At 63.8% G+C, this 22,868-nt stretch carries 20 protein-coding genes; 12 read left to right on the forward strand and 8 right to left on the reverse strand.

Annotation, left to right across the window (positions count from 1 at the left end; translation table 11 throughout):
* The first annotated feature begins 244 nt into the window (after positions 1 to 244).
* From JCM7686_RS08400 to JCM7686_RS08410, 3 genes are all read left to right on the forward strand, one after another.
* Positions 245 to 748: an RNA polymerase sigma factor gene (locus tag JCM7686_RS08400; RefSeq protein WP_020950429.1), complete on the forward strand. Its 504-nt coding sequence runs from the start codon at positions 245 to 247 to the stop codon at positions 746 to 748.
* Entirely contained in the window at positions 748 to 1,695 is a 948-nt protein-coding gene (locus JCM7686_RS08405) for a FecR family protein (RefSeq protein ID WP_020950430.1), read from the forward strand. The genes JCM7686_RS08400 and JCM7686_RS08405 overlap by 1 nt, the downstream gene beginning before the upstream one ends.
* Before the next feature lie 147 nt (positions 1,696 to 1,842).
* Complete coding sequence (locus JCM7686_RS08410; protein WP_158442347.1) at positions 1,843 to 4,410, forward strand: TonB-dependent receptor; 2,568 nt, start codon at positions 1,843 to 1,845, stop codon at positions 4,408 to 4,410.
* A 209-nt stretch (positions 4,411 to 4,619) separates the two neighbouring features.
* Here the strand turns inward: JCM7686_RS08410 and JCM7686_RS08415 are convergent, their stop codons facing one another.
* From JCM7686_RS08415 to JCM7686_RS08430, 4 genes are all read right to left on the reverse strand, one after another.
* On the reverse strand, positions 4,620 to 5,969 hold the full coding sequence (locus JCM7686_RS08415) for an esterase-like activity of phytase family protein (protein WP_020950432.1): 1,350 nt from the start codon (positions 5,967 to 5,969) through the stop codon (positions 4,620 to 4,622).
* Between the two features lie 110 nt (positions 5,970 to 6,079).
* Positions 6,080 to 6,724: a TetR/AcrR family transcriptional regulator gene (locus JCM7686_RS08420; protein ID WP_020950433.1), complete on the reverse strand. Its 645-nt coding sequence runs from the start codon at positions 6,722 to 6,724 to the stop codon at positions 6,080 to 6,082.
* Between the two features lie 17 nt (positions 6,725 to 6,741).
* Positions 6,742 to 7,146, reverse strand: coding sequence for a DoxX family protein (locus JCM7686_RS08425; RefSeq protein WP_020950434.1), 405 nt, complete (start codon positions 7,144 to 7,146; stop codon positions 6,742 to 6,744).
* 102 nt (positions 7,147 to 7,248) lie between these two features.
* The gene (locus JCM7686_RS08430; RefSeq protein WP_020950435.1) at positions 7,249 to 8,136 is read right to left on the reverse strand and encodes a LysR substrate-binding domain-containing protein; all 888 of its coding nucleotides are present in this window, start codon (positions 8,134 to 8,136) and stop codon (positions 7,249 to 7,251) included.
* 93 nt (positions 8,137 to 8,229) lie between these two features.
* Here JCM7686_RS08430 and JCM7686_RS08435 point away from each other — a divergent pair, with 93 nt between their 5' ends.
* The 8 genes from JCM7686_RS08435 to argE all read left to right on the forward strand — a co-directional run bounded on the left by JCM7686_RS08435 (position 8,230) and on the right by argE (position 17,160).
* Positions 8,230 to 8,850, forward strand: coding sequence for a LysE family translocator (locus JCM7686_RS08435; protein ID WP_020950436.1), 621 nt, complete (start codon positions 8,230 to 8,232; stop codon positions 8,848 to 8,850).
* A gap of 148 nt (positions 8,851 to 8,998) precedes the next feature.
* Positions 8,999 to 9,409 carry an ester cyclase gene (locus tag JCM7686_RS08440; RefSeq protein ID WP_020950437.1) on the forward strand — a complete coding sequence of 137 codons (411 nt, stop codon included), beginning with the start codon at positions 8,999 to 9,001 and terminating at the stop codon, positions 9,407 to 9,409.
* Between the two features lie 373 nt (positions 9,410 to 9,782).
* Positions 9,783 to 10,856: an Ldh family oxidoreductase gene (locus JCM7686_RS08445; protein WP_020950438.1), complete on the forward strand. Its 1,074-nt coding sequence runs from the start codon at positions 9,783 to 9,785 to the stop codon at positions 10,854 to 10,856.
* A gap of 47 nt (positions 10,857 to 10,903) precedes the next feature.
* Positions 10,904 to 12,466 (forward strand): ABC transporter substrate-binding protein, encoded by a 1,563-nt coding sequence (locus tag JCM7686_RS08450; protein ID WP_020950439.1) that lies wholly within the window; start codon positions 10,904 to 10,906, stop codon positions 12,464 to 12,466.
* Positions 12,467 to 12,525: 59 nt separating this feature from the next.
* Entirely contained in the window at positions 12,526 to 13,467 is a 942-nt protein-coding gene (locus JCM7686_RS08455) for an ABC transporter permease (RefSeq protein WP_020950440.1), read from the forward strand.
* Entirely contained in the window at positions 13,467 to 14,342 is an 876-nt protein-coding gene (locus JCM7686_RS08460) for an ABC transporter permease (RefSeq protein WP_020950441.1), read from the forward strand. The genes JCM7686_RS08455 and JCM7686_RS08460 overlap by 1 nt, the downstream gene beginning before the upstream one ends.
* A 3-nt stretch (positions 14,343 to 14,345) precedes the next feature.
* Positions 14,346 to 16,016 (forward strand): ABC transporter ATP-binding protein, encoded by a 1,671-nt coding sequence (locus JCM7686_RS08465; RefSeq protein ID WP_020950442.1) that lies wholly within the window; start codon positions 14,346 to 14,348, stop codon positions 16,014 to 16,016.
* Positions 16,006 to 17,160, forward strand: coding sequence for an acetylornithine deacetylase (gene argE / locus JCM7686_RS08470; RefSeq protein ID WP_020950443.1), 1,155 nt, complete (start codon positions 16,006 to 16,008; stop codon positions 17,158 to 17,160). The genes JCM7686_RS08465 and argE overlap by 11 nt, the downstream gene beginning before the upstream one ends.
* Positions 17,161 to 17,426: 266 nt before the next feature.
* Here argE and JCM7686_RS08475 read toward each other — a convergent pair whose 3' ends face one another.
* A complete protein-coding gene (locus JCM7686_RS08475) occupies positions 17,427 to 17,849 on the reverse strand; it encodes a cupin domain-containing protein (protein WP_041527232.1) in 423 nt (140 codons plus the stop codon).
* A gap of 170 nt (positions 17,850 to 18,019) precedes the next feature.
* Here JCM7686_RS08475 and JCM7686_RS23395 point away from each other — a divergent pair, with 170 nt between their 5' ends.
* Positions 18,020 to 18,910, forward strand: a complete 891-nt coding sequence (locus JCM7686_RS23395; protein ID WP_020950445.1) for an AraC family transcriptional regulator — start codon at positions 18,020 to 18,022, stop codon at positions 18,908 to 18,910.
* Positions 18,911 to 19,084: 174 nt separating this feature from the next.
* Here the strand turns inward: JCM7686_RS23395 and JCM7686_RS08485 are convergent, their stop codons facing one another.
* The 3 genes from JCM7686_RS08485 to JCM7686_RS08495 all read right to left on the reverse strand — a co-directional run bounded on the left by JCM7686_RS08485 (position 19,085) and on the right by JCM7686_RS08495 (position 22,805).
* Positions 19,085 to 20,491 (reverse strand): RtcB family protein, encoded by a 1,407-nt coding sequence (locus tag JCM7686_RS08485; protein ID WP_236635880.1) that lies wholly within the window; start codon positions 20,489 to 20,491, stop codon positions 19,085 to 19,087.
* A 461-nt stretch (positions 20,492 to 20,952) separates the two neighbouring features.
* A complete protein-coding gene (locus JCM7686_RS08490; protein ID WP_020950447.1) occupies positions 20,953 to 21,180 on the reverse strand; it encodes a hypothetical protein in 228 nt (75 codons plus the stop codon).
* A gap of 68 nt (positions 21,181 to 21,248) precedes the next feature.
* Positions 21,249 to 22,805, reverse strand: coding sequence for a vWA domain-containing protein (locus JCM7686_RS08495; protein WP_020950448.1), 1,557 nt, complete (start codon positions 22,803 to 22,805; stop codon positions 21,249 to 21,251).
* Between the last annotated feature and the right edge of the window lie 63 nt (positions 22,806 to 22,868).

The following is a 22,868-nucleotide window of genomic DNA, read 5'->3' on the forward strand; positions in this document are numbered from 1 at the left end:
AAGCCACAGAGACGTTAAGAATTTTCATGAGAGGAAAAATTACGCCTCTCGCCTGTGGCCAGCATCCGAGAAACGCATTGTGCCGACCTCCTCGGCCTTGACCGATTAGGCTTTCCGGCGTGACAGCGGGATTGACAGAGGAAGCCAAGCTTCGCTAGGGAAACCTTAGCCAGATCCAAGCCATGATGAACGTGATCCGTTTCCGTGTTCCCAAAGGAAGCGCGAAACGAGGCAGGAATGTGGCGTGAGCTGGGATTTTCATTCGCTTTTCAAGCATCATGCGCAGGGCATTTTGCGGGCGCTGATCCGGCGCGGCCATGATCCAGAGCTGGGCGCGGATCTGACGCAAGACGCCTTCCTGCGCGCGATTGCGCGCCAGCAGGCCGGAGCGCTGGCCGAGCCGCCTGCCCCGGCCTATCTCTACAAGATCGCGTGCAATCTGGGCATCAATCATCGCCGCCGCGAAGCCTTGGTCGGCATGACCGCGCTCGACACGCCCGAGGCCGAACGCGCCGCCCCCCGCGCCCTCGATACCGAACGGGTGGTTGCAGCGCGCCAAGAGCTCGCCCTGATCCGCGAGGCGCTTGCCGCGATGCCGCCGCGCCAGCGCCGCGCTTTCCTTTTGCACCGCATCGAGGGCTGGCCCATCGCCCGCATTGCCGAAGAGATCGGTCTCTCACCCAGCCGCACATGGGAGATCATCCGCGACGCTTATCGCCAGATCGTGCTTTGCGCGGGGGAGATCTGATGGCCGCATTCTCTCTGACCGCGCGGCTTCTCGACGAGGCGATTGACCTGATGATCCGCCGCCAGACCAGCCCGGACAGCGCCGTTTTGGCCCGCCAAATCGCGGCATGGTGCGCGCAAAGTCCCGATCATGCCCGCATCTGGGCGCGGGTGGCCGAGGCGCATGGTCGCAGCGGCGCGGCCTTGGGTTCTGCCTTTGGTGATGCCCCGCGCGCGCTCAGCCGGCGCAATTTCCTGATCGGCGGCGCGGGTTTGGGAGCGGCGAGCATGGGCGCGCTCGGCTGGCCCAAGCTGCGGCTCTATCTGCTCGCCGACCATCTGACGACGACGGCAGAGCTACTGCCGCTCGACCTGCCCGGCGCGGGGCAGATGACACTCGGCCCAGCCAGCGCGATTGCCTATCTTGATGGGGCCGATGCGCCGGGCGTCCGGCTTTTGCGCGGCATGGGCTGGTTCAATCTGGACGATCTGCCTGCCACTGCCCCGCCCTTCACTCTGCGCGCGGGCGAAGTCGCCATCCGGGGCCGCCGTGCCGCATTCGAGGCCTCTGAGGATGCCGGGCTCGTCAACCTCGCGGTCGCCTCGGGCGAGGTGCAGGTCTTGGCCCCCCGCCTGCCCGCGCCGATGAGCCTGACCTCGGGCGGTTGGCTGCGCCTTAACCCGCAGGGCGGCGCGATCGAGAGTGGGCAGCGCGATGCCTCGCTTGCGGGCGCTTGGCAAGACGGGCTGATCCTTGCCGAGGCCGCTCCCTTGAATGTGCTGGTCGCGCGGATTGCCCGCTGGCTGCCGGGCCGCGTGGTTCTGGCCGACAGCGCGATTGCGCGCATTCGCGTCAGCGGCGTCTTCGACATGAGCGACCCCGAGCGCGCCTTGGACGCCGCCGTGCGCCCGACCGGGGGCAAGTTGCGCCGCATGTCCAGCCTTTTGACGGTCATTTCCAGTGTCTGAGGCTTTTTCTCGAAATAATCGCGAATCCGACCGAATGAACCGCCGCCCCGATTGTCTATGAATCAGGGTCGAGCAATACCCATCCCGGTTCTCGGGATCCAAGGCACGGCACACCCTCTGTCCAGTTTGACCGAAGGAGCGGCTACCTTGGCCGAGAATGAAATGATTTCAAATGGATACAGCGCCCGCCCGCGTAGCGGGATCACGGCGGCGCTGATGATGTCGACGCTGATCCTCGCCGGAGCCGTCGTGGTGCCGGTCGGGATGGCCGCAGCGCAGGACGGCCAGACCACCGGCACGGCGGTCAACTTCTCCATCCCCGCAGGCCCGCTTGGCCCGGCGCTGATGGTCTGGGGGCGTCAGGCTGGCGTGCAGATTTCCTATCTGGATGCGGCGACCAGCGGCAAAACGACTGCGGGCCTGTCCGCCAGCCTTGCGCCAGAGCGCGCGCTGGCGCGGCTTCTCAGCGGCTCAGGGCTGCGCTATCGCTTCTCTGATCCCAGAAGCGTCACGATTTCGGGCGTGGTCCCGGGGGCCGCGAGCAGTGGGACGGCGCCCGATGGCGCGATCATGCTCGATACGGTGGTCATCCGCAGCTCTGCTGATGCGCCCTATGTGACGGCAGGCTCGGTCAGCGAGATTTCGGCCGAACAGATCGAGCGCGTGCCAAGCGCCACGGTCGCCGATGTCTTCAAATCGACGCCGGGTGTGATTTCGGCGGGCAGCCGCGTCGGGCCTTCGGTCGATGTCAACATTCGCGGGTTGCAGGGTCAGGGCCGGGTCAATGTGATGATTGACGGCACGCGCCAGACCGGCGGCAGCTATCGCGGTTATCGCGGCTCGCGCAGCGAGACCTATGTCGATGCCGATTTCCTGACCGGGGTCGATGTCGCCAAAGGGCCGGGGACCGGCGCGGGTGGGATCGGTGCGATGGGCGGCACGATCAATATGCGCACGATCACCGCCGACGACATTCTGAGCGAGGGTGCCACCAAAGGCTTCCGTTTGCGCAGCGGGCTTGGCTCTGACACGAAAAGCCCGCAAGCAACCGGCACCAAGACCATCCGCGACGGCCAGCCGGGCTTTGATGGCTCGTCTTGGTCGGGCAGTCTGGCCTATGCCGTCCGCCACGAGAATTTCGACTTCCTCGCCGGGTTCTCACGCCGCAAAACCGGGAATTACTTCGCCGGAAAGACCGGGCAGGATATGTATGACCTCTCGCTGCGCAGCCCGTGGCAGAGCGGCCCGTGGAAGATGTCGCCCTTTGGCAAAGAGCAAGAAGTCTTCAACACCTCGCAAGACATCACCAGCTTCCTGACGAAAGCCTCGTGGTATTTCGGCGATCACAGCCTGAAGCTTGGCTATACCCATTACCGCAACAGCTATGGCGAGCTGAACGAGACCACCCTAGGCTTCGCGCTCAGCCCGACGATCAACATTCCCGCTCAGCAAGACGCGTTGAGCAAGACCGTCACCAACACCGTCACGCTGAAATATGACTATGCGCCCTCGGGCAATGATCTGGTGCATCTGAGCGCCAATCTCTGGGTCAGCGATCTGAAAAGCACGAGCGGCGTCATCAAATCGCAGATGATGGGCGCGACCGGCAAAAGCGAGGTGCGCACCTTTGGCGGCGATGTCTCGAACCGCTCGGATATCGCGACACCGATCGGCGCGCTCAGCATGGTCAATGGCGCGGAATTCGTGCTCGAGCGCAGCCGCAGCGACCAGTTGGTCAACGAATATCCGTGGGGGACGTTCCTTTACAGCTTCAACCCCAATGCCGACCGCACGCTGAGCGGGGTCTTCCACCGCAGCACGCTCGAGGTCAACGATTGGCTGAGCCTCTCGGGCGGGATGCGCTATGACCATTACAAGATCGTGGGCAAAGGCAATGTCGCGGGCAAGGGCGATCAGAGCGGCAGCCATTTCAGCAAGAACTTCGGCGTGACCCTCACCCCCGCGACCGGCCTGCAGCTCTTTGCGACCTATGCCGAGGGTTGGCGTCCGCCGAGCCTGCGCGAACAGGGCTCTTTCGGCGCGGGCGGTCTGGTCATCAACCCCGATCTGAAACCCGAAACCTCACGCTCGGTCGAATTGGGAGTGAACTATCTGCGCGACAGCCTGTGGCGCGACGGCGATGCGTTGCGGCTGAAATTCGTGGCCTTTGACGGGAAATATCAGGATTACATCATCCGCAATCGCAACGCGAACTGGGAATATACTTGGGGCAACATCGACCGCGCCCGCTTCAAAGGCGCCGAGATTTCGGCCAATTATGACGCGGGCCTGGCCTTTGTCGAGGCGAGTGCCACCCATTACGACAAGATCGAGTTCTGCAACAACGGGGTCTGCGGCGCGGGCGCAGCCGCCACGGATTACGGCGTCATTACCGTGCCGCCGCGCTTTACCGGTACGCTGACCGGCGGCGTGCGCCTGCTTGAAGATCGGTCCCTCACCCTCGGCGGCCGCGCCTATATCTTTAGCGAGCGCTTTGGCGGCTATATGACGGCACCCGGCGCCGTGAACGGGCCGATCTATTACACCAAGAACAAGATCATCGATCTTTTCGGCTCGTATCGCCTGAACGAGGCGATGGTGCTCGATGTCAGCGTCGAGAACCTGACCAACAAATATTACCTCGACCCGATGGCAACGGCGATTGCGCCCTCTCCGGGGCGGACGGCGCGGATCAATCTGACCGCACGGTTCTGAGGGGCGAAATAAAGCGGCCGGGCGTGATGCCCGGCCTTTTTCATCTCGCGGCGCCATCGCGATGCCAAGCGGCCGACGGGTTTTGAAGGAGAAGGTTTTCGTTCCCCGGGAAGGAGCGCCCTCCCCCGTCGCGTGACCCGAGAACACGCCATCCCGCGGCCCTTTCGCGCCGCGGGATGCTGGTTTTGGCAAGCCGCAGCCCAATGCCCTTATTTCGCCGCGAGAAGCTCCGGCACGGACAGCAGGATGAATTCGTTATTCGCAGCCTTGCCGATCTCGCGACCGCCCGAGAAGGGCAGATTGTTGTCATTGGCGACAAGGATATGGGTGTCATCGACCCGCGCGACATCCTCGATCGTGAAGAAGGGGAAGGTGAACGCGCCGGAGGCCGGTTTCAGCCCCGCCAAAGCCTTGTTCTCGGGGTCCTGGATATTCATCAGATCGATATGGCCAATGCGGCGCAAAAACCCGTCGGCATCGACCGAGGCCGTGTCGATCAGCGTGATATATTTGACCTTGGCCGGACGCGGATAGCAGGCGCCTTGATCCTCGGCGCCTTCCGCGCAGGCCGAGGCGGCATCGCCCTCGCCATTGTCTCGCTCGATCACCAGAGCGCGGGTCTTGTCGATGAAGTTGAGATCGCCGATCGCCTTGGCACCCTCGGCCAGCTTGAACTTGTAGCTTTGCCCGGTCCAGTCGCGGGCCTTGGTGTCAAAGGTCATGACCCGCAGGAAATCGCCCTCGGTCTCGCCGCCTTCGACGAGCAGCGGCTTTTCCAGCATGGCCCAGAACAGGTTGGTCTCGGGTTGAAGCCCCATGCCCTCATAGCCGCCCGAGCGCTGGACCTGATAATCCTTGCCCGGAACCGCCGGAACCGCGATGCCGGGCGTGTCTGGGCCTGCCAGCACATTGCCGTCGAGCTTGGTGGCAAAGACATCCAGAATGCGCCCGTCGCGGGTTGCGTGAAGGAGATAGGGGCCGAATTCCTCGCCAATCCAGATCTCGCCATCAAGATACTGGATGCTCTCGGGGTCGAAATCCGCGCCGGTCAGATAGCGCGTGTCGGTGCCTTCATTGGCGATGCGGAAGGGCACCTTATGGTCGGGATCGCGAAGAAACACCGTCTCTTTGCGCGTGACCTTGCCGGTCTCGAAATCGGGCGCCATCAGATGGAAGGTCAGCATCGCATCGGGGCTGTTGATCTTGGTGCCAAAGCCATTGTCGGTCAGGGTGAACCAGCTGCCCGCCGCATCGCGCGTCATGGCAAAGCCCGAAAGCCCCTGCACGGGCTGGCCGATGAAGGGCAGCGAAATGCCGGTCTCATGCCCGCCGTAATCCTTGCCAACATTGCCCATCACCGACATCGGCTGTTCATTGCGGGTCTTGCCGGTGAACTTGCCCGAGACCCACAGATCGCGCGGCGCATCGGCGGGCGGCGTGACCAGCGTCAAGGCGGGCAGGACGGCATGGCCTGCAAGGGTCGCGGGGAAGCTCTCCTCGGCGGCGGCGGGGCCGGCGAGGAGCGCGCTGCTGGTCAGAAGAAGGGCGGCAAAACGCATCTGATGTCCTTTCGGATGACGGGATGCGCGCTAGTTAGGCGGGGCACATGACATGACCATGTCGCGGGAATTGCAGAACAAAGACAATGAGCGCGCGGGAGGCCGAGGCCCTAGCGCGGGGGCGGCGCCGCCTCGCCACAGGCTTTCAGAAAGAGGCCGGTGCCGCGCCGCACACGCGCGGCAATCTCGTCATCGCTGAAGGGAGGCCGCGCGCCCAGCCGGACCTCGAGATGGGCAAAGCCCAGCCAGAGACCGATCAGCTGATCGGCCGCCTCCTGCGGCGAGACCGTGGCAATCAGCCCCTCGGTCATGGCCTTGGCCAGCAATTCGCCCAAGAGCCGCTGACCCCGCCCGGGGCCAAGATCGAAGAAATGGCGCGGCAGATCGGGGCGGCTTGCCTCGAGGCTCGAGAGCGCGCGCTCCCAGCTCAGGATTTCGCGGTTGTTGACGAAGTTGAGATAGCGGATGCCGAATTCGACCAGACTGTCCGGCGAGACGCGCCGCCCCAGCAATCCCGAGAATTCGTCATCCGCCACGATCCGCTCCGCCTCGCGACGGATGATCTCTTCGATCAGGCTCTCCTTGTCCTGAAAGAGCGCATAAAGCGTCGATTTCGACACGCCCGCCGCCGCCGCAATCTCATCGGTCGAGATCTCGACGCCCTTGGCGAGAAGCAGCCTGCGCCCCGCGTCGAGCAATGCGGCGCGTTTGCCCGGATCCTTTGGCCGCCCGCGTGGTCGTTTCTCTGTCGACACCCCTGCTCCTTGCTCGGTCAGTAGAGCTGCGAAATGGCCGCAGCGAGGAAAAGCCCACCTACAACCGCAATATGCTCAAGGGCAATATGGAACTCCGCACTGCGCTTTGGCTCGGAGAATTTCCAGAACGGATGGCCAATCGGAATGCAAAGCAGGGTGAAGACGGCCAGCGCGCCCGCCCCCAGCCAGGCAAGCCCCGCGACATTGCTGATGAGCAGCGCCGAGCCGAGCAATTGGCAGGCAATCGTCGCCAGCGCGAAGAGCCGAGGCCGGGGCAGACCGACATCGACCATCTCCTGCACGATGGTCTTGAAGTTGAAGAGGCCAAAGAGGCCCGCCAGCCAGAAGAAGCTGGTCAAGAGCGCCTTGCCGGTCATCACTGCATGGGGATGGGTGATCAGGGGAAGCATCGTGTCGATCATCGCGATCTCTCATTATTTACCATACCGCAACGTATGATAAATAATATTCGAACTTGATAGTGCGATAATGTCGCAGGCGGTTTGCGCCCGCCCGACCGCCGCTCAGGGCATGCTGTCCTCTTGCGCAAGAGCCATCAGCCAATTGCGGAAAACGCCTTGGGCCGCCTTCCCCGGCGCCTTGCCCGCCGCCAAAAGCACATAGCTGCTGCCGTCTTGCCGAAAGCTCAAGGGCGCGGCCAGCAGGCCGTTGCGCAGATCGTCGCGCACGAGATGCCACGGGCCGATCGCCACGCCGAGACCGGCGATCGCGGCCTGAAGGCTGAAATAGAAATGCTCGAATTGCTGCTCGGGATGGGCCGCGAGCCCCTCGCGCGACAGACCTGACCAATCGCGCCAGGCCGAGGACCGGGTGCGGCTGTGCAGAAGCGGCGCATCGGAGCGCAACTGGCCTTGATCGAAAAACCGCGTTTGTAGATCCGGGCGGCAGACCGGCCCGATCCATTCGGCAAAGAGAAACTCCGCCGGATATGAGGCGGGCAGATCGAAATCGTCACGCCGGATCGCGAGATCAATGCCATCCCCAAGCGCCACGGGCCCACCGCCCGCGACCAGACGGATATCGCATTCGGGATGCCGGGCGTGAAACCCGGCCATGCGGGGAATGAGCCAGCGCATCATCAGCGTCGGCTCGCAAGAGACGGTCACCGGGGCCTGAATTCGGGCGGCTCGGATGCTCTGGATCGCGCCCTCGATATGGTCGAACCCATAGGCCACCGCCTGCGCGAGCTGTCGCCCGTCATCTGTCAGAAAAACCGCTCGATTCCGCCGAACGAAAAGCGCGGTCCCCAGATCCTCCTCAAGCAGCCTGACCGCCCGCGAGATCGCACCATGGGTCAAATTAAGCTGATCCGCGGCCTTGCTGAAGCTTTCCAGCTCGGCTGCGGCGCGAAAGCATTCAAGCGCGGGAAGAGAGGTGATCTGGCGTCTCATCTGTCAGATTTGATCACAGATCCTGTCAGAAGTCATCGTTTTTCCAAAGCCCGCCGCAAAGCTATCAGCAGGTCACCACCACAGGAGGGTTTCATGGCCGAATGGCTTGCTGTCATCACGATCACGGCGCTCGCCGTCATCAGTCCGGGGCCGGATTTTGCCATGGCCTCACGCAATGCGCTGACGCAATCGCATCGCGCAGGCATCCTCACGGCTCTGGGCATCGGCGCGGGCGTCCTTGTTCATGTCAGCTATACGCTGCTGGGCCTCGGCATTTTGCTTCACCAATCGCCGCAGTTGTTCGCAGTCATGAAGGTCATCGGCGCCGCCTATCTGATCTGGCTCGGCGCCAAGATGCTGCTGCGCCGCCCTGTCCCGGACGCCAGCACGACGCCGCCCGCGCCCCTTTCCGATGGAAGCGCCTTTCGCATGGGATTTTGGACCAATGCCCTGAACCCCAAGACCGCGATCTTCATCATCAGCCTCTTTAGCCAGATCGTCAGCGCGGCGACGCCGCTTGCGACCCGGCTGGCCTATGGAGGCTTTGTCTCGCTCGCCCATGTGCTGTGGTTTTCGGCGGTCGCGCTGTTCCTTGGCGCGGCGCAGCTGCGCCGCAAATTGCTCGGGACCGCCCATTGGATCGACCGGGCCTTCGGGCTGGCGTTGATCGGCTTTGGTCTGGGCCTGACGCTTTCCGATCTGGCGATTGCGTGACGGGCGCGCGCGGCACATAATCGACGCGGGTGGCCGATCATGGCGCCAGACCGGCCCACCCAGCGCCAAATCGTGAAGCCCTCCCCTTGGGCAAAGGTCGATCCGCCAGGACCGCCCGCCCCTTGACGCCTTGTGAGAAGGATCAATCATGTCAGCCGAGAACAAAGAGGTGGTTCGCCGCTTCAACATCGAGGTCATTCAAAATGGGAACGAGGCGATATTCCATGCCTTGATCGCGCCCGATTTCGTCAACCATTCAGCACCTGCGGGCATGCCGAACGGCCCGGAAAGCATGTGGAACACCTTCCAGAACATTCTTCGCCCGGCTCTCTCGAACCTGAGGGTGGCGATACATGATCAGATCGCCGAGGAAGACAAGGTCACAACCCGAAAGACCATTAGCGGCGTGCATACCGGAACCCTGCTGGGAATTCCCGCAACAGGTCGAGAGATTGCCATCAGCGTTATCGATATCGTGCGGGTGCAAAACGGCAAATATGCCGAGCATTGGGGCTTGAACACCCTGTCGAATGTTCTCGCGGCCCTTTCAAAGACTTGATGCGCATAGGGTGCATGTCGAAATGCATCAGGTGTTTTCTGGCATGGCTCAATCCGGGCGGTGACATCCGCCTCGCCGGGCCGGAGCAACGGATCGGCTCGGTCTGATGCGGTTGAAAAGCCCTTCGCCTGATTGGTGGCAGGCCTTCCGATGCGCTTGGACGATGGCGCGCGATCCTAGGAAGGCAAAACCCATCCCCGGCTGGTCTATCCATCCGATCTCGCGAGGCATGTTCCGCCCGATCACCTCACCCGGGCCGCGACCGCATCCGGCCCTCTCCCGCCGCAGGATCTGTCCATTTGTCGACAAATCTTGTCCTGTTCCTTGACCCTGCGCTCCGCCAGTTTTCCAAGGAGAGGGAGCGAAATCGTCAATGCAGCTTCCACGACTGTCACCCGGACCGAACTGGAAGGCCGATTTCATGGATGTCTCCGTCAAGGCCGACGCGCCGATCTGCACACTCACGCTCGAGGATATGGCCGCGCTCTGCTGCCGGGCCTTGCGAAAGGCCGGAGCCGCGCGCCCCGTTGCTGAAGCGGTCGCGCGCTCGATCACCAAGGCCGAGCGGGATGGCTCGGTGTCGCATGGCTTCTTCCGGCTGCAAGGCTTCATCGCCTCCTTGCAAAGCGGCAAGGTGAGCGGCGATGCCGCGCCGCTTCTCTCGCGCCCTGCCGCCTCTGTCCTGCTCTGCGATGCGCAGACCCTCCCCGCGCCCTATGCTCTGGAGCTCGCAATGCCCGAGCTCATCGCCATTGCGCGCGACAGCGGGATGGCCGCTTTGGTGATGCGCAACTCCGCCCATTTCGCCGCGCTCTGGCCCGAGGTCGAGATGCTGGCCGAGGCGGGTCTGGTCGGTCTGGCCTGCACGACCTATCTGCCAGCGGTCGCGCCATTCGGTGCCCGGGAAAAGCTCTTCGGCACCAATCCCCTGGCCTTTGCCTGGCCGCGTCCGGGCAAGGCGCCGATGGTCTTTGACATGGCGACCTCGGCGCGCGCGCTTGGCGATGTCCAGCTCGCGGCGCGCGCGGGACATCAGCTTGATCCGGGTGTCGGGCTGACGGCGGCGGGCGATCCGACCTGCGATCCGAACGAGGTGCTCGCGGGCAGCCTCCTGCCCTTCGGCGGCTACAAGGGTGCGGCGCTTTCCTTGATGATCGAGCTCGTGGCCGGGGCGCTGCTTGGGCAGAAAGGCAGCGCCTCGACGGCCGAGAGCGACAATCGCGATGGCGGGCCACCGCCGCGGGGCGAGCTGATCCTCGCATTCGACCCCGAGGCCCTCTCGGGCGGGCAGTGGCAGGAGGAGGCCGAGCGGCTGTTTGCGCGGCTCGAAGGACAGCCGGGCCTGCGCCTGCCCGGCGCGCGCCGCCACCAGAACCGCGCGACCACGACCGAGGTGAGGGTCGATCCCGCCTTGCTCGCCACGATCCGGGCCTTCTGCGAGAGCTGAAACCACCGCGCAATTCAGGGACAACAACCACATCAGGGAGGATGGGGATGAAAGGACTATTGTCTGTCGCGATCGCGGCAGGGCTTTGGGGGACGACCGCCTTGGCCGAGGTCACGGTCAATTCGGTCATGCAATCGGGCTTGCGCATTCTTGACCCGGTCATCACCACGACCTTCATCACGCGCTATCATGGCTTCATGATCTACGACACGCTGATCGCGCAGGATGCAGCACTCGAGCCGCGTCCGCAGATGGCCGATTGGACGGTGTCCGAGGACGGTCGCCGCTATACGTTCCGCCTGCGCGACGGGCTCAAGTTTCATGACGGGGCCGAGGTCACATCGGCCGATGTCGTGTCCTCAATCCGGCGATGGGGGCAGAAGGACGCAGGCGGGCAAGTGATCTTCGAGCGGACCGAGGCGCTCGAAACGCCCGATGCGCGCACCATCGTCTGGACCTTGCGCCGCCCCATGCCCTCGATGCTGGCGATCCTGTCCAAGCAATCCTCCTTGCCGCTGTTCATCATGCCCGCCCGGGTCGCCGCGACGCCCGCGGATCAAGCGATCACCGATTACACCGGCTCGGGGCCCTTCAAGCTGGTCACCTCGGAATTCCGGCCCGGCGTCAGCGTCACCTATGAGAAATTCGCCGACTACCAGCCCCGCCCAGAGCCCGCCGATGGTCTTGCAGGCGGCAAGGTCGTCAATGTCGACCGGGTCAAATGGATCAATATGCCCGATATCCAGACCGCGGTCGGTGCGATTTCGAGCGGTGAGATCGACTATATCGAGCAGATGCCCGTCGATCTCCTGCCGCTGGTCGAGGGCGATCCGAATGTCATCGTCGAGAACCGCGCCAATTCCGAGATGCAGATCATGGCGCGCATGAATTTCATCCACCCGCCCTTCGACAATCCCCTGATCCGACAGGCCGCGCTCGAGGCGGTCTCTCAGGCGCCGGTTCTGGCGGCCATCGTCGGCGATGAGCGGTATTATCGCACCTGCGGCGCGGTTCTTGGCTGCGACACGCCCTATGGCAGCGAGGCGGAAAGCGCGAGCCTCACCGAGGGCAGCGGCCTGAAAAAGGCCAAGGCCCTGCTGAAAGACGCGGGCTATGACGGCACGCCCGTGGTCTTTCTGGCTCCCACCGACAATGCCTCCCTTGCGACCCAGCCGGTGACGGTGGCGCAGATGCTGCGCAATGCGGGCTTCACGGTCGAGTTGCAGTCGATGGATTGGCAGACCCTGGTGTCGCGCCGCGCCAGTCAGGCCGCGCCGCGCGACGGGGGCTGGAACATGTTCGTCACCAATTGGATGGTCATCGACATTGCCAATCCGATCACCAATGCCATGCTGAACGGCAATGGCAGCGACGCCTGGTTCGGCTGGCCCAATGATGCGGTGATCGAGGCGCTCAAGGCGAATTTTACCGATACGGAAGCGCTTGAGGACCGGCGCAAGATCGGCGCGCAGATCCAAAGCCATGCCCTTGACAACGTTCTGGAAATTCCCCTGGGGCAATATACGCTTCCTCAGGCCCGCCGCGCCACGATCACCGAGATGATCGATGCCCCGACGCCGGTCTTCTGGAACCTGCACAAAGCAGAATAGCCGCAGAGCGACCGGGGAAGCTCGGCGCCCCCGGTCCGCCCGTCTTCGAGGAAAACCTGATGTTTGGATATATGTTGCGGCGCGCGCTGGCCGTGCTGCCAGTGATGATGCTTGTCGCGCTCTTTGTCTTCCTTCTGCTCCGCCTTTCTCCGGGTGATCCGGCCGCGATCATTGCGGGCGATATGGCAACGCCCGCCCAGCTTGCACAGATCCGCGAGCTCATGGGGCTCAATCAGCCGCTTTATCTGCAATTCTTCATCTGGCTTGGAGATCTGCTGCGCGGTGATCTCGGCGTCTCGCTGATCTCGCACACGCCCGTCGCGCAGATGATCGCTGACCGCATCGGGCCGACGCTCTCGATTGCGCTGCTGACCATGCTGATCTCGATCCTCCTCGCGATCCCGATGGGCATTCTTGCGGCATGGCGGCACCGCAAACTGGTCGATCATCTGGTCATGACCTTTTCCGTTCTCGGCTTTTCGGTCCCGGTTTTCGTCACGGGCTATGTCTTCGTGCTGGTCTTCTCGCTCAAGCTCGGCTGGTTTCCGGTGCAGGGCTTCACGCCGATCAGCGCGGGGCTCTGGCCCTTTCTCAAGACTGCGACCCTGCCCGCGCTGACGCTCACCACGATCTATGTCGCGCTGACCGCCAGAATGACGCGCGCCAATCTGCTTGACGTGCTGGGCGAGGATTATATCCGCACCGCCCGCGCCAAGGGCGGCTCGGAGATGCGGGTGCTGTTTCGCCATGCGCTGAAAAACGCAGCCGTGCCCATCCTGACCGTCATCGGCACGGGCTTTGCACTGCTCATCGGCGGGGTGGTCGTCACCGAGACGGTGTTCAACATCCCCGGCATCGGTCGCCTGACGGTCGATGCGATCCTGGCGCGCGACTATCCGGTCATTCAGGCGGTGATCCTGCTGACCAGCTTTCTCTATGTCCTGATCAACCTGATCATCGACCTGAGCTACAGCCTCTTTGATCCGAGGATACGTTACTGATGACAGAGATCTCGAAAATCGGGATGGAGGGCGCGCCGCTTGGCCGGGCCCCTCGCATCTCGCAGCTCGGCACAGCGGCGAAAGTCGCGCTGGCGATCCTCGTGGCGATCCTCTTGCTGACCGCGATCGCGCCCTGGATCGCGCCCCATGATCCGCTGTTGATGGACCCGCTTGCCCGGCTCAAGGGGCCAAGCCTCGCCCATCCTCTGGGGACCGACAATTTCGGGCGCGATCTTCTGAGCCGGATCATGATCGGCGGGCGTCTTTCGCTGATGATCGGGGTGGCGACCGCCTGTATCTCGGTCGGGCTGGGGCTGGTTCTTGGCCTGATCGCGGGCTTTTTCCGCCGGGCCGATGCGCTCATCATGCGGTTGATGGATGCGCTGATGGCGATCCCCTCGATCCTTCTGGCCATCGCGCTGGTGGCGCTGAATGGCGCCTCGGTCGGCTCGGTGATTGCGGCGATCACGCTGCCCGAGATCCCGCGCGTGGTGCGCGTTGTCCGGGCGGTGATCCTGAGCGCGCGCGAAGAGCCCTATGTCGAGGCGGCGATCTCGCTTGGTTCGCGCACGCCCCTGATCCTCTTTCGCCATCTCCTGCCCAATACGCTCGCCCCACTGATCGTGCAGGGCACCTATATCCTCGCCTCGGCGATCCTGGCCGAGGCGGTCCTGTCCTTTCTGGGCGCGGGCGTCAGCACCGAGACCCCGACCTGGGGCAATATCATGGCCGAGGGGCGGATGTTTTTCCGCATCAAGCCCGAGCTCATCCTGTTTCCGGGGCTGGTGCTCTCGCTCTGCATCCTGTCGGTCAATCTGCTCGGCGATGCCGCCCGCGACATGCTGGACCCCCGGCTGCGCAAATCCGCGAGGTAAATCATGCAGTTCAAATCACGCTCATTCGACGCGGCCGAGACCGCCGTCGAGATCAAGGGGCTCGAGATCGCGACGGTGGACGCGGGCGGGGCAAAGTCGGTCCTCCACGGCATTGATCTGCGGATCCGCAAGGGCGAGACGGTCTGCCTCGTCGGCGAATCCGGCTCGGGCAAATCCGTCACATCGCTTGCGGTGATGCAGCTGCTGCCCGCCTCGCTTGCGGTGGCCGCAGGCGCGATCAATCTGCAGGGACAAAACCTCCTCTCCCTCGGTCCCGGGCAATTGCGCGCGCTGCGCGCGGCGCATGTGGCGATGATCTTTCAAGAGCCGATGACCGCGCTCAATCCGGTTCTGCGCGTCGGCGATCAGATTGCCGAGGTGCTGGCGATCCACACCGCGCTCTCTCCCGGCGCGCGGCGCAAGCGGGTGCTGGCCATTCTCGATCAGGTCCATCTTCCCGATGTCGAGCGGGTCTATCGCAGCTATCCCCATCAGCTCTCGGGCGGCCAGCGTCAGCGCATCATGATCGCCATGGCCCTCGTTCTCGAGCCGGTCCTGCTGATCGCCGACGAGCCGACGACCGCGCTGGATGTCACGACGCAAAAGCAGATCCTGACCCTGATCGACGAGCTTCAGCAGAAATTCGGCACGGCCGTCCTGTTCATCACCCATGACATGGGCGTCGTCGCCGAGATCGCCGATACGGTCCATGTCATGCGCCACGGCCAGATGATCGAACACGGCGCCGTGCGCCCGCTGCTGAGCGCGCCGCGGCAGGACTATACCCGCCACCTGCTGGCCGCCGTCCCGAGCCTTGCGCCGCGCCCTGCCCGGCCTCCGAGCCATGACATCTTGCTGCGCGTCGCGGGGCTCGACAAGCGCTATGGCCCGACGGGCAGCAAGCTGGTCCATGCGGTCAAGGATGTGGGTTTCACCCTCTCTCGCGGCCGCACGCTGGGGATCGTCGGCGAATCCGGCTCGGGAAAATCGACGCTTGCGCGCTGCATCATGCGCCTGATCAGCCCGAGCGCGGGTCGGATCGAGCTGATGGGGACGGATATTGCGCCCCTCTCCCCCAGGGCGCTCCGGCCCCATCGCCGCAAGCTGCAGGTGGTGTTTCAAGATCCGATGCGCTCGCTCAACCCGCGTTGGACGATCGGGGATTGTCTGGTGGAGGGCCCGGTGAATTATGGCACGCCGCGCGCGGAAGCCTTAAAGGAGGCGGCCCGGATGATCGAGATCGTGGGCCTGCCGCGCGATGCGCTCCACCGTTATCCGCATATGTTCTCGGGCGGCCAGCGTCAGCGGATCGCGATTGCGCGCGCCGTGATGATGAAGCCCGATGTGCTGATCGCCGATGAGGCGGTTTCGGCGCTCGATGTCTCGGTTCAGGCGCAGGTGTTGCAACTTTTCGATGATCTGCAGGCCGAGCTCGGGCTTGGCATTCTCTTCATCACCCATGACCTGCGCGTCGCCGCCCAGATCTGCGACGATGTCCTGGTGATGAGGCATGGCGAGGCGCTCGAATATGGTGCAGCGGGTCAGGTTCTGGGCGCGCCCGAGCATGATTATACCCGCGCGCTGATCGAGGCCGCGCCGGGGCGGGGTTGGGATTTCCGCAATTTCAGGCCGCTTCCCCTGCGCCTACAAGCCGGGGGCCTTAATGAACGGTGACACCCTTGCCCTGCTCGAGCGGCTGATCGGCTTTCCCTCGATCTCGCGCGACAGCAATTTGCCGCTGATCGAGTTTCTCGAAAGCTATCTCGCCGGATTTGGCATTCCCGCGACGCGGGTTCCAAGCCCCTGCGGACAAAAGGCGAGCCTCTATGCGAGCATTGGCCCCAGGGTTGCGGGGGGCGTCATCCTCTCGGGCCATACCGATGTCGTGCCGGTCGAGGGGCAGGACTGGCATTCCGACCCATGGCGTCTGACCAGGCGTGAGGGGCGGCTGATCGGCCGCGGCACCTGCGACATGAAGGGCTTTCTGGCCGTGGTTCTTGGTCTTCTGCCCCGGATGATCGCCGCCGGGCTGAGGCGTCCGATCCACCTCGCCTTGTCTCATGACGAGGAGTTGGGCTGCGCCGGGGCGGATGCTCTGGTGCGCGAGATGATGCGCCATCTTCCCCCGGTCGCCGGGGTCATCGTGGGCGAGCCGACGATGATGCGCGTGGTCTCGGCCCATAAGGGCATGCTCGGGTTTCGCACCGTCCTGCGCGGCCATCCCACCCATTCCTCGCTGATCAATCAGGGTGTTTCTGCGGTGATGTGCGCGGCCGATCTGATCGCCTGGCACAACCGGCGAAACGAGGAGAATGCCTTTCGCCTTCCCCCCGCGCAGGCGGCGGGCGGCTTTGATGTGCCTTTCACCTCGCTCCATGTCGGGATGATCGAGGGCGGCAATGCGATCAACACCACTGCGCATCATTGCGCCTTCACCTCGGAAATTCGTCCCCTTCCGGGCGAGGATGCGTTCTGGAGGGCGGCCTATCTCGCCAAGGCCGCCGAGATCTCGGACCGCATGAGGCGCAGGCATCGCGATTGCGGCCTCGAGGTCACGCAGGTCATCGACGTGCCCTCGCTCGCGCCGGCGCCCCCCGCTCTGCCGGGCCTGTCCTTCGGTTTTCTCGACCTCTCGACGACCGAGGCGGTTTCCTACGCGTCCGAAGGCGGCTTCTTTCAGCGCGCGGGCCTTGCGACCATCGTTTGCGGTCCGGGATCGATCGCGCAAGCGCATCAGCCGGATGAGTTCATCACGCTCGATGAATTGCACCGGGGCGAGAGCTTCATCGCCGAGGTGATCCGCGCCTTGACCGTCTGAGCAAAGCCTGCCAGTTCCGCTCTGCCCTATGGGGCGCGGCGGAATTGGCGCGATAGAATTGGCATGGTGTTTTTGCAAGAATTGGACGTTCTGAAAGGCCTGCGGCCATGCGAGATCAAGTCATGGATCACAGCCCTTCCTTGGCCCCCGGCCCTCGCTCGCGCGGCATCGTCACCCAGACGGGTCCGGATGACGCGATTTTCCCTGAGTGCCGGGCGGGGCAAAAGGCAGGGGGCACCCGAAGGCGCCCCCTGATGTCGCGCGGTTCAATGCGCGGCGTCGATCACATTCGGGCCGGGGCCATCGACGGTTTCCACCGTCTCGCCCGCTCCCAGCCGGACCACCGCGAAATTGCAAAGGCCGTCACGCGACAAGGCCTGTGCGCGGTGAATGACGCCGCGCCGGAAAAAGGCGAAATCGCCGGGTTTGAGCGTGAAACTGCGCTCGCCCTCAACGCCCCAATCCACGCGGATTTCCCCGTTCAGCATATACATGATGCTGTCGTGATCCTTGTGGTGGTGCCACTGGCTCGGCGCCTCAACGGCGGTGATCGTCGTCACCCCGGTCCAGATCCCCTCGGCTTCATAGGCCGTCTGACGGGGTTGGCCGGGCGTATGGGGGCCGTCGATCATATCTTCCTTGCGGACATAGATAATGTCTTCGGTGAAGGTGAAAATGCTGTCGGACATTTCTCTCTCACGGTTCTGCAATGCGCTGCGATTTCGATAAGCCCAAGGAATCCTTGGAAGGAATGGGCCGCTCTTCCGCCGCGCGCTTTCGTTGAAAGAGAGCCGCCGCATGGCTGAGCGGGCCATGAAAAAAACCTACCGCCCCCCTCCCGGCATCAACAGGACAACTCATGTCGCCAGACGGACAGCGCACGATCGATCAGGTGGAAGCAACGCAAACGCCGCTTGCGGGATTTGCGCAATCGCTGGTCTCGGGGCACCGGACCGGGCGCCATGCCCATGCCCGCGCGCATCTGCTGCATGTGGTGGATGGTTTCATGCGCGTCGAGATCGGCGTAGACTCCTATTTCGTCCTGCCAAATACCGCGCTCTTCCTTCCGGCCGGATTGGACCATGACATCACCTTCAGCCGCGCCGCCCATCTGAACACGCTCTTCCTGCGCGAGAGCACGATGGCGGGAATGCCCGAAAGCCCGCGCGTGATCGGCCTTTCCCCCCTGATGCGGGAGCTGATTGCCGAATGCACGACCCTGCCGCTCGACGGCCAGAGAACGCCGCGCAGCGACTGGATCACGGCGCTGATCCTGCATGAATTTGCACATGCCGGGCAGAAGGATTTTTCGCTGCGGGTGCCGGTTGATACGCGGGTCGAGAGGCTGGTCCAGCAGGTGCTTTCGCAGCCCTCGGTCGATATGGAGCTCGAAAGCTGCGCCGAGATCGCCCATATCTCGAGCCGCACCCTGACGCGGATCTTTCAGCGCGAGACCGGGATGAGCTTCGCCCAATGGCGCCAACAGATCCGCCTGATCTGGTCGCTCAACGCGCTCGCCGAGGGTGTTTCGCCGAAAGTCGTCTCTGCGCTCAGTTGCTTTGCAAGCGTTTCCGCCTTCGGCGTCGCCTTCAAGCGCACCTTCGGCTTTACCCCCCGCGAGGCGCAGGAGAGGTTCCATTCCAGACAGGTGACCCGCTACCTCATCCCGACCGTCGGCACCGATGCCGGGCTTGACGAGAGCGAGGGCGAGGGCGGGAAGGACACGCTTTTGTCGGGCGGGAACCCGTGAAAGGTGAGGCGTCGCCGGAACCGGACTGCCCTTGTCAAAGATCACGCCAAGCCGCCCCGCCGCGATTGCCCGGCGGGGCGTGGATGCCTTTCAGAGGTGCGGGCCGCGCGACTGGCCGAGTGGATGTCGCGCCGGGGCCCATATGCACCGAGCGATCTGCCCCGATGAACCCGGCTAGCGCCGGGTTCGCTTCGCTTGCCAAGGCGGGGCGATCTCTCCGGCCATGATGCAGCCATAGGGATCGATATAATCGACCACATCCGCCAGGCCATAGTCGCGGATCTGGTCCGTTACCGCCTTGGCTCGCTTATAGCCCGACGGCAGTTCCGACGCATCCACGACCCCGGCGGAGAAGCGGATGTCGAGCCCCTGCGTCTCAGCCGCCAGCAGCTGCGCCGGAGTCGCGGCGCCCATCCGGCGACGGTGCTCGGTGCGCGAAAAGTTGCGACCGGCGCCGTGCGGCGAGAAGCCAAGGGCATGACCGGCATCGCGCCCCCGCACGACCAGAACCGGCTCGGCCATGTTCAGCGGGATCAGCGTCAGGCCGGTGGCATCCTCGGCATAGCCCGCCCAGGCCGGGGTTGCGCCCTTGCCATGCAAGAACAGATCACCCCGCTTGAAGACGAAATTGTGCTCGTTCCAGAAACGATCGCCGGGCTCCGCGCGCAGGCGCTCCACCACGGCCTGATGCAAGGCGTTGTGATTGGCCTTGGTCCAGCGTCGTAGAATTTGCAGCGCCTCCCAGTAAGCGCGGCCCTCCTCGGTATCGGCGGGAATCCAGGCATTTTGCTTCAGAGTGGTCGGGGAGAGGATCTTGCGGAACCGCTCGGCCACCTCCATCCCGCCCTTGTAAAGCAGACCGCCCGGCCCGCGAGAGCCGTGATGCGTCACCATCGCCACTCGCCCCGTCGCGCGCGAACGCCCGATGAAGAGGAAATGGTTTCCATCGCCCTGCGTGCCCATATGGGCCTGCGCGGCATGCAGCATCCGGTTGCCGTTCAGGAACGGATTGGCGCGAAACCGATCCAACAGATCGAGCGAGACGGTGAAGCGATGGCCCTGATCGCGTCCGCCGGGACCGAAATGGGTGATCTCCTGCGCGGCGTCGAGAGCGGCCTTCGGGGCAACCTCTCCCAGATCGGTGATCATCACCGAGCAGCAGATATCGGCCGAATGCATGCCGGGATGGATCGCATTGCGCGCCGCGACCACTCCGCCAACCGGGATCGTGCCCAAGGGACCCGCCGGGCAAGCATCGGGCATCACGGCGCCCGCCTCGACCGTAGGCGTTTTCAGCACCTCGACCATGCTGGCGAGAACCCGGTCGATATTCTCCTGCTCATCCGCGTTTTCAGCGCGGATATTGACATGGAGCGGCACCTCGCCCGCCTTCAAGAGCGCCAAGGGTTCAGGCGCGGGCGGCGGCAGGTCGGGTTCAAGCATCTGGCGGATGCCCTCAAGGCCGCAGCCCTCGGACCGGGCAAAGTTAGCCCGCGACAGCAGGTCTCGGAAAGCAGGTCCGGGGCGATGGCCCCAGGCGATCAGATCGGCCCCGGTTACGAGGGAAAATGCTTCATTCATCATCTCATTCACTTATATGTTGAGCCCCGGCGACAAGGGATCGGCGACACGTCGTGCTCTGTCCAACTGAGCTACGCGCCTGCGAATTTCGGGCGCGGCGGGACTCGAACCCGCGTCCACGAGGTTTATCAGCCTGGAGTGCCGCACGGCATTCGCCGGGGTGTTCAGGTCGGGGCGACAAGAGAGAAGAGACCATGGGAGCCCCGGCCGCACCGGTGGCCGCTCGCATTGGTGAGGGCTTGAACCTCACAGATCATCCCGTTTGGTGCGCTGTAGTCCCTTCGGCATTCGCCCCGATTTCAGGTTCCGGCGACAAGGTTTGGCGGGATCGTCATCTTGGCCACCCGCTTTCGCGGAGCAGGGGTCGAACCTGCGCTCTCCGATGGCCCTTCGCAGAGCCGTCGGTGCCTTACCATCTGTAATCCCGCCGGCATTCGCCGGATCACGTTCATTTCACGACATCAGACGCGGTATCCGGCTGCGTGAACCGCGCGGTCCTGCGTTATGAATGTCGCGAGGCCCTTCCCCGCCTCGGCGAGCCCCTTCATTTTGGCCAGCCGCTCGACGCCGATGACTGCCCGCTCATAACGATAGGTGCCGCCGCCTTTGAACTGAACATCGATACTCGCCTCGGCGAGCCGGTATTTCGCGACGGCAGAGTTTCTGCTCAGGTTTCCGTAGTCAAGCATTCTCATCTCCATCTCTCAAATGCTGGCGCATCACCCGACCGCCATGCTGGTGCCTTCTGCCGGGGGGCTCACAATTCGACCGACCGGATCTGTCCGACCCAATGGTTCGGCCCCATTCGCCCCGCTGCGAAATCGGCGATCTGGTCAAAAACCTGATCCGAGAAACCGCCGATATTCAGCACATCTGCTCGCTCGGCGGCCTGAGTGGTCCCGTAAGGCTGGATATCGATACAGACGAGCTTCGCGGCCTTGTTGCGAGCCTTGAGTTTCGTCCATTCCGCCATCATCGCGGTCGCCTGCCCACTCTGGCTTGCATCGACCCAAGACTGATTGTCCGAGACGAAGATCACCAGATCGGGCGCCATCCACGCCTTGTTCAGCGCGGCAAGCGGCGCCGAGCAATTGGTCCCGCCCCCGCCCAGAGCCGCGAGTTTCGTGGCATTGGTCAGGATCGTATCGCGCGCCTCAAGCCGGGCCTCGCGCACCTTCACCTCGAAAGGCAGAACGCGGGCCTGCCGGTTTTTGCGCAGCACCGCCGCCGCGACCAGGGCCGCCACGTCGATGCACCGCACCGTCGAGGTCGCCCCGGGCCGATATCCGGTCACCGGTGATAACATCGACCCTGACACATCCGGGCAGACCGCAACTGATCCAGCGAATTGGGGCACGTTGGAAACTGAGATCTCCATCGCGTCATGCAGCGCATCACGCAACCGGCTTTCGACCTCGGACGAAAGCGCGGTCAGCGTCGCCAGAAGCTGATAAGGCATCGCCTTCGCGGCCCTGATCCGCTGCGGATCGCGCAGCAACTCGGCCACATGATCGGTGACACCGGGAACCGTGAAGGCGCCCTTGCGCTCGAGCATATTCAGTCCCTGACGCAGCATCTGCCACGAACCATTCCGCGCCACTTCCGCCCATTGCGAGGGCGTCAGCGCCAGATCGGTCAGCATCTGGAACGGCACCTCCGGCACCTTGGCCGAGCCCCCTGCCCGAAAGGCCAGCAGGTCCTGCACAACCTGCGGCAGCGCCGCGAGTTCAGCAGGTTTGCCGATGAGCCAGGCATAAAAATCCGCCCGCGAAGCCGTCTCTGGCTTGGGATGCACCATGCGGATCACATCGGCCAGCGACGGCGCGTTCCCGACTGAAGCCGCCAGCAATTGCGCATCCGTGGTCGCGTTCAGCCAGTTCTGCACCATCGCCTTGGGTCGAGAGCCAAGCGATTTTCGACCCGCCTGCCCCGAGCGCAGGATTTGCACGAAGGTTCGCAGCATCTTGCCCGAAGTCACTACCCGTTCGAAAACCCGAGCAAAAAGCGCTGGATCCCGTGTCGAAAGCACCGCCAGCAACAGCGCTGGCGTGTCCTTCATGTGCCCCTTTTCGCGGACATGAACCGCAGCCTGCGCCAGAAACAACGGATCGACGACCATCGCCGCATCGACCAGAGCCGTGACTTCGACCTGCGCGTCCTGATAGAATCCGCCGCCAAAGGTGCCGGTCATTGCCAGTTGGGCCAGTCTATGTTCAGCGCCGTAAGCATAGGCTATCGCCCCTTCGGCATTGACAGCCTTTGCCCGCGGCAGGAGCCGCCCCGCCAGCGATGCAAACACGGATTTGTTTGCCATGATCGTCGTCCTTCTCTCTTTCGCTCCCTCTTTCTGCCCCGTCCAAAGCGAAAAGCGAAGGAA

The sequence above is a fragment of the Paracoccus aminophilus JCM 7686 genome (assembly GCF_000444995.1).
Taxonomy (GTDB): Bacteria; Pseudomonadota; Alphaproteobacteria; order Rhodobacterales; family Rhodobacteraceae; genus Paracoccus; species Paracoccus aminophilus.

Bases quoted from the DNA above. Each gene is read 5' to 3' on its own strand.
- JCM7686_RS08405 (WP_020950430.1), top strand. From the start codon at position 748: ATGGCCGCATTCTCTCTGACCGCGCGGCTTCTCGACGAGGCGATTGAC.
- JCM7686_RS08415 (WP_020950432.1), bottom strand. From the start codon at position 5,969: ATGCGTTTTGCCGCCCTTCTTCTGACCAGCAGCGCGCTCCTCGCCGGC.
- JCM7686_RS08425 (WP_020950434.1), bottom strand. From the start codon at position 7,146: ATGATCGACACGATGCTTCCCCTGATCACCCATCCCCATGCAGTGATG.
- JCM7686_RS08430 (WP_020950435.1), bottom strand. From the start codon at position 8,136: ATGAGACGCCAGATCACCTCTCTTCCCGCGCTTGAATGCTTTCGCGCC.
- JCM7686_RS08435 (WP_020950436.1), top strand. From the start codon at position 8,230: ATGGCCGAATGGCTTGCTGTCATCACGATCACGGCGCTCGCCGTCATC.
- JCM7686_RS08440 (WP_020950437.1), top strand. From the start codon at position 8,999: ATGTCAGCCGAGAACAAAGAGGTGGTTCGCCGCTTCAACATCGAGGTC.
- JCM7686_RS08445 (WP_020950438.1), top strand. From the start codon at position 9,783: ATGCAGCTTCCACGACTGTCACCCGGACCGAACTGGAAGGCCGATTTC.
- JCM7686_RS08450 (WP_020950439.1), top strand. From the start codon at position 10,904: ATGAAAGGACTATTGTCTGTCGCGATCGCGGCAGGGCTTTGGGGGACG.
- JCM7686_RS08455 (WP_020950440.1), top strand. From the start codon at position 12,526: ATGTTTGGATATATGTTGCGGCGCGCGCTGGCCGTGCTGCCAGTGATG.
- JCM7686_RS08460 (WP_020950441.1), top strand. From the start codon at position 13,467: ATGACAGAGATCTCGAAAATCGGGATGGAGGGCGCGCCGCTTGGCCGG.
- JCM7686_RS08465 (WP_020950442.1), top strand. From the start codon at position 14,346: ATGCAGTTCAAATCACGCTCATTCGACGCGGCCGAGACCGCCGTCGAG.
- argE (WP_020950443.1), top strand. From the start codon at position 16,006: ATGAACGGTGACACCCTTGCCCTGCTCGAGCGGCTGATCGGCTTTCCC.
- JCM7686_RS08475 (WP_041527232.1), bottom strand. From the start codon at position 17,849: ATGTCCGACAGCATTTTCACCTTCACCGAAGACATTATCTATGTCCGC.
- JCM7686_RS23395 (WP_020950445.1), top strand. From the start codon at position 18,020: ATGTCGCCAGACGGACAGCGCACGATCGATCAGGTGGAAGCAACGCAA.
- JCM7686_RS08485 (WP_236635880.1), bottom strand. From the start codon at position 20,491: ATGAATGAAGCATTTTCCCTCGTAACCGGGGCCGATCTGATCGCCTGG.
- JCM7686_RS08490 (WP_020950447.1), bottom strand. From the start codon at position 21,180: ATGCTTGACTACGGAAACCTGAGCAGAAACTCTGCCGTCGCGAAATAC.
- JCM7686_RS08495 (WP_020950448.1), bottom strand. From the start codon at position 22,805: ATGGCAAACAAATCCGTGTTTGCATCGCTGGCGGGGCGGCTCCTGCCG.